Below are 5,482 nucleotides of genomic sequence, written 5' to 3' on the forward strand. Positions count from 1 at the left end.
CACGACTGCGGAATTTCCGGTGAGGCGCTCAGTTTGATGCTGAGCTGTTCGGGTGGCAAATCCAGCAGATTGAGACGTCCGAGTTCCTCGTCGGCCAACGTGGTGGTCCAGATGACCCGCGTCAGCCACTCCGGCGGTAATGCGTCCGCGGCGACCTCGGTATTGATCCCCCAACTTCGGAAAAGCTCCATCGACCGAATATTCACCACGTGTGCGCGCGGATGGGGGTTGATCGTGGTGTGCTGCTCAGCGATGACCGAGTCGATTCCGAAGCGCCCCAACACGAATGCCGCGGCCAGCCCGACGGGTCCTGCTCCGACGATGAGGACCGGTGTGTGGGAGGTGCTCATTGCTGCTTGACCAATTCGCTGAGCTCCTCACCGGCCTCGAAGCGCGCCAGTAGTTCTTCGGGATCGAACGTGTTGCCGATCGGGTTGCGCTCGAAGGCGCCTGAGTCGAACCATTGCTGGAGCTCGGCGTCGTTGGGAAAGTTGTCGATCTGCAGTTCGATGTGATTGCCGTCGGGATCTTCGAAGTAGAACGACGTCGTCGGGCCGTGGTTGACACACCAGAACGGCAGAGTTCCTCTGTCCCGCAGGCGAACGTAGGTGGCCAACAGATCGTCGAGGGTCGCGTAGGTGAAGGCGACGTGGTGCAGTCCGGTGTGGCCGGCCGTCGGCCGGACCTCCGATCCGGTGGCCATGAATGCGACGCGATGGTGCTCGTCGTCATAGCTCATGAACGCCAGGACACCGTTGCTGTAGGCGACCTTGCCGTCGAGTACTTCGCAGTACCAGTCCAGCATGGCGGGCAGCTGGCCGGTTTTGAGAACGACATGGGCGAGTTTCTCTGGTGATGGCATCGCGTGGTTCCTTTCTCAGATCAGTGGGTTTCCGGAGTCAGCGGGTGCTGGCGGAGACGTGGTTGGTGAGGGTGCCGATGCGTTCGACGGTGATCTCGATGACGTCTCCGGGGACGAGGAATTTGCCGGCAAACTGGCCGACCCCCTGCGGAGATCCGGTGAGGAGCACGTCACCCGGTTCGAGGGTGAAGTAGTGCGAGACGTAGGAGATGAGTTCGGAGATCTGGTAAACGAACTCCGTAGTCCGCGCATCCTGTCGCGCTTCACCGTTGACCAGGGTGCGCAACCCCAGATCCAGGGGCTCGCTGAATTCTTCGGCGGTAACCATGCAGGGTCCCAACGGTTTGAAGGTGTCAAAGCTCTTGGCCTGCCCAACCGATATCGCGTTGTCGCCACTCATCGCCCGCATTTGTATGTCGCGCGCAGAGACGTCATTGGCGATGGTGAGGCCGGCCAGGTGAGACCATGCCTGTGCCGGGGTCACGCATCTTGCCGCCTTGCCGATGACGGCGGCGATCTCGCCTTCGTAGTCGACCATCGTGGATGCCACCTCGGGCAGCACGATGGCGGCATGGGGCCCGACGACCGACGATCCCGGTGTCAGATGGAAGTTCGGCTCGGTGGGCATGGACACCTCGCGGCCGAAGGCTTTCATCACCGCCAGAACTTCCTCAGCGTGGCTCTTGTAGTTCAGCCCGATGATGGGCGCCTTGCCCGGCCGCAACACCGGGGCAAGAATCTCGGCTTCGTCGATGGGGATTCTGTTTCGGACCGCCGCCGATTCGGCCGCACCGATGTCGGAGGTAGAGAGCAGGGCCCCGATATCGGGGTGGGGTAGGTCGAGGAGGGCCAACTCGCCGGGGGTGTCCTCGCGGGCGATGCCGACGGATGTCGTGTATAGACGCACGGTGGTTCCTTCCTAGGAGAATTCATGCAACAAGGGTTGATAGGCGTCGATCGCGCCGCGGGCCTGCTCGGCCGACATCGGCGGGACGAACAGCAGCACCCGGTCGATACCTGCGGCCCGATAGCTCTCCAGCGCCTCGAGATCGGGCCCGGCACCGTAGACGGTGACCTCGAATCCGCTCAGATCACGGCCCAACTTGTCGGCTTCATCGCGCACCGTCTGCATGTGCGCGGCGAAGTCGCTGTCTCCGCGGCCGAGCAGCGGTATCCAGCCCTGGCCGTGACGTAGTGCTCGCCGCAAGCCGCCAGGGATGCGCCCCCCGAAATGCAAAGGCGGGTGGGGCGACTGGACGGGCTTGGGCCAGCTGAAGATCGGGTCGAAGTCGACGAATTCGCCGTGGAATTCAGCCTGGTCCTGTGTCCAGATTTCCTTCATCGCTTCGACTCGTTCGCGCATGATCTTCCATCGGTGGGCGATATCGGTGCCGTGGTTGGCCATTTCTTCGGCGTTCCATCCCCCGCCCACGCCGACGTCCACGCGGCCGGCTGATATGACATCGAGGGTCGCTACGGACTTGGCGAATTGGATGGGGTCGCGTTGAGCCACCAACGCGATGCCGAAACCGAGGCGCAGCCGGTCCGTCACGGCAGCAGCTGCCGCAATCGCCGGCACCGGGTCGAAAACCCGGTAGTAGAAATCGGGCAGCTCGTCACCACCCGGCCACGGTGAGAGTCGTGACACTGGGATGTGGCTGTGCTCGGCGAACCACAGCGACTCGAAACCAGCCTGCTCGGCCAAAGGTGCCAATTCGGCAGGCAGCAACCCGTGGGCCGTCGGGAACGTGCACAGACCCAGCCTCATCGCAGCACCTCCAATTTCTTGGTCGCTAGTCAAGACTATTCTTGGCTGCGAGTCAAGAGGCTGTCGTGGGGTTTATCGGGTCGGCCGGTTAGGCTCGGTTCGTGCCCCCGAATCGCCGCAGCATCCCGCGGGCAGAGCGACTGGAGGCCGTCGTTGCCGCCGCACGCAGGCGTTTCGAGGCGAACGGCTACAAGGCGACCAGCATCGCCGATATCGCCGGCGACCTCGGTGTCAACACTGGCTCCATCCACTGGTACTTCCCGAGTAAGGACGCGCTGTTTGCAGCCGTCGTCAGCCGTATCGTCGAGGAGTCGAAGGACTCGGTGGACGCGGCACTTGAGGCCGGCGTAGCCCCGATGGACGCACTGGTCGGATTCCTGACCTCCGCCGAGCGTTACCGCGGCATACACGTCGACGCGCACGAGCGCATAACCGACAGCGATGCCGTCGCGGAAGTACATGAATCGCTGCATGATTGGCTCGACGAGCTGTTACTCACCGTGGTTCGGCCTAGACTTGGACCCGGGCAGGACGTCACTCTGATCGCCGACACCGCACACATCGTCTTTGAAGGCCTGCTCGGCAGCACTATCCCGCGGGACCGGCCATTCGAGGAGATCGTCAAATTCCTCGTCGACATGCTGGCGTCGGCGGCTCCGCATGCCGAACGGCGAGTTTCGGTGAAGGGCAAGCGGCCAACGAATTAGGGAGCGGTGCCGCAAGAATGTTCGTCAACACCGGCCTCGATCTGGCGAGCTGACTCCGTCCCCTCCCGCGGTTCGCTGGTCATCGAGAATGACGAACCGGTACCCGGCCCGGCGCAGGTAGTAGCCCGCAGTCAGTCCGGCCTGTCCGCCGCCGATGACGACGATATCGACGTCCTCAGTACGCGATCGTCTGCTCCCGCTACCCCGACCCCGGCACTGGCGAAGCTGTAAGGGCCTTCCTGCAATCAGCGGTCACCGTTGGCCAACCTGACCTCAACAAGGTCGCATACATCCCACTGCCGCCTGAGTTTCAAAGCAGGGCCGCCGCCGCGGTCAACAGCATCACCAAACAATCCGCGCCGTGGAACATCCTGTTATGGAGGTGCTTTCGCTGATTGGAATCGGCAAACACGCTGGTAACTGCTCACGGAAAAACTAGGAGGCATCAACCAAAAAGCCTGCTGTCCCCGCGGTGGGGTCCGCGATCTCGTCACTGGGTTGCGGGGCGGGCCACCCCGACCATCAGCTTGATGATGTGCCGCGGAGTACGGAACCGAAGCGTCCCATACCCGATCGACCTTGCCCTTTGGCTCACCCGTCATCACTCCAGCTAGTTATGACATGTTCCCGCTTTCCCGGACACCGAGGTTGAGGCGATGATCGTCTCAACGGAAGGAGTCCGAGAAGAATGCCTGCTGCTCACCCGGAGGAGTTCCGCCGCCGTGCGGTGGAGTTGGCCCGGCTGCGGGAAAAGCCGATTGCCCAGATCGCTAAGGACCTGGGGATCAGCGAGTCCTGTCTGCGCCGCTGGATAGACCTGGCCGATGTCGAGGAAGGCCACAAGGAAGGCCTGACCAAGGACGAACGGGCTGAGCTGGTCCGGCTGCGTCGGGAGAAACGGGTCCTGGAGATGGAAGTGGAGATCCTCAAACGGGCCAGTGCGTATTTCGCCCGGGAGAACGTCCTCCCAAAATAGGGTTCCGGCTGGTCCAGGAGCTTGCCGCCGACGGGTTCCCCGTCGCGGTGGCCTGCCGGGTCCTGAAGGTCTCGACCTCGGGGTTCTACGAGTGGCGCGGGCGGCCGGCCTCGAACCGGGATCGTGATGATGCCCAGTTGGCCAACACCATCGCTGCCATCCATACCGGCTCGCGGCAGACCTATGGGGTGCGCCGCATCCACGCCGAGCTGCGTCATGGCCAGGGCCTGCGCATCGGGCACAAGCGGGTATGGCGCTGCATGACACTGGTCGGTCTGCAGGGGGTTCACCGCCGCCGCTGGCGCCGCCATAAGCCTGCGACGGCGTCCTGGCCGGACCTGGTCAACCGCCAATTCCGCGCCGAGGGCCCTGACCGGTTGTGGGTTACCGACATCACCCAGCACCGCACACACGAGGGCTGGGTCTACGCCGCGGTCGTCCTCGACGTCTACTCCCGCCGCGTGGTGGGCTGGTCCATCGCCGATCATCTGCGGACCGAGCTGGTCGCCGACGCCCTCGACATGGCCCGGCTACGCCGCAAACCCGTTGGCACGGTGGTCCATTCGGGCCGCGGAACCCAGTACACCTCGTGGCTGTTCGGCCACCGTCTGCGCGAGGCGGGCCTGCTGGGATCCATGGGGCGGGTGGCCTCGGCGTTCGATAACGCGATGATCGAGTCGTTCTTCGGCTCGATGCAGATCGAACTGCTCGACCGCCGACTGTGGTCCACCCGTTCGGAGTTAGCCACGGCGATCTTCGAATACATCGAAGCCTTCTACAACCCGGTCCGCCGCCACAGCGCCCTGGACTACCGCAGCCCGATCGACTACGAAAGACTTCACACCACCACCAACACGGCGGCGTGAACACCCAACACCAGCCGTCCGGGAAACCGGGAACAGGTCACCGACCTGCCCGCCAGCCCAATCCGCGATGTGATCGCCGGTGGCCTGCTGCTGGCACGCCGCGCCCTGCTACCCAACACCACCGTCATCCCCACGCTCACCGTCAGCAACGTCTCGGTGCTAGAAGGCGATAGCGGCACCACCGACGCGGTCTTCAACGTCACCCTGGACAAGGCCTATGACATCCCCATCGCGCTCGGTTTCGGGCCGGTGCCGGAGGGCGAGTTTCTCCACGGCGCGCCCTGGAACGGGAACGTCATCGGC

At 63.7% G+C, this 5,482-nt stretch carries 8 protein-coding genes; 3 read left to right on the forward strand and 5 right to left on the reverse strand.

Annotated elements, in window-relative coordinates; genetic code table 11:
* The 4 genes from ACR2JI_RS08110 to ACR2JI_RS08125 form a co-directional block, all read right to left on the reverse strand.
* On the reverse strand, positions 1–350 hold a 350-nt coding region (locus ACR2JI_RS08110; protein WP_526389568.1), incomplete at its 3' end, for an FAD-dependent oxidoreductase.
* Complete coding sequence (locus ACR2JI_RS08115) at positions 347–862, reverse strand: VOC family protein (RefSeq protein WP_526389569.1); 516 nt, start codon at positions 860–862, stop codon at positions 347–349. The genes ACR2JI_RS08110 and ACR2JI_RS08115, both read right to left, overlap by 4 nt.
* Before the next feature lie 37 nt (positions 863–899).
* Positions 900–1,769 carry a fumarylacetoacetate hydrolase family protein gene (locus ACR2JI_RS08120; RefSeq protein WP_526389570.1) on the reverse strand — a complete coding sequence of 290 codons (870 nt, stop codon included), beginning with the start codon at positions 1,767–1,769 and terminating at the stop codon, positions 900–902.
* Between the two features lie 12 nt (positions 1,770–1,781).
* Positions 1,782–2,630 carry an LLM class F420-dependent oxidoreductase gene (locus ACR2JI_RS08125; protein ID WP_526389571.1) on the reverse strand — a complete coding sequence of 283 codons (849 nt, stop codon included), beginning with the start codon at positions 2,628–2,630 and terminating at the stop codon, positions 1,782–1,784.
* A gap of 101 nt (positions 2,631–2,731) precedes the next feature.
* On the opposite strand from ACR2JI_RS08125, the gene ACR2JI_RS08130 reads away from it, so the two are divergent.
* A complete protein-coding gene (locus ACR2JI_RS08130; RefSeq protein ID WP_526389572.1) occupies positions 2,732–3,337 on the forward strand; it encodes a TetR/AcrR family transcriptional regulator in 606 nt (201 codons plus the stop codon).
* A gap of 24 nt (positions 3,338–3,361) precedes the next feature.
* On the opposite strand, the gene ACR2JI_RS08135 is transcribed toward ACR2JI_RS08130, so the two are convergent.
* Positions 3,362–3,502 (reverse strand): NAD(P)-binding protein, encoded by a 141-nt coding sequence (locus ACR2JI_RS08135; protein WP_526389575.1) that lies wholly within the window; start codon positions 3,500–3,502, stop codon positions 3,362–3,364.
* A 523-nt stretch (positions 3,503–4,025) separates the two neighbouring features.
* On the opposite strand from ACR2JI_RS08135, the gene ACR2JI_RS08140 reads away from it, so the two are divergent.
* Both ACR2JI_RS08140 and ACR2JI_RS08145 read left to right on the forward strand, forming a co-directional pair.
* A protein-coding gene (locus ACR2JI_RS08140) for an IS3 family transposase (RefSeq protein ID WP_526389573.1) occupies positions 4,026–5,179 on the forward strand; the annotation gives its coding sequence in 2 pieces (ribosomal slippage) (positions 4,026–4,278 and positions 4,278–5,179; 1,155 coding nt in all).
* Positions 5,180–5,248: 69 nt separating this feature from the next.
* Positions 5,249–5,482, forward strand: a 234-nt coding sequence (locus tag ACR2JI_RS08145) for a hypothetical protein (RefSeq protein ID WP_526389574.1), incomplete at its 3' end; no start/stop codon positions are given.

The sequence above is a fragment of the Mycobacterium sp. genome, from assembly GCF_051006775.1.
GTDB lineage: Bacteria > Actinomycetota > Actinomycetes > Mycobacteriales > Mycobacteriaceae > Mycobacterium.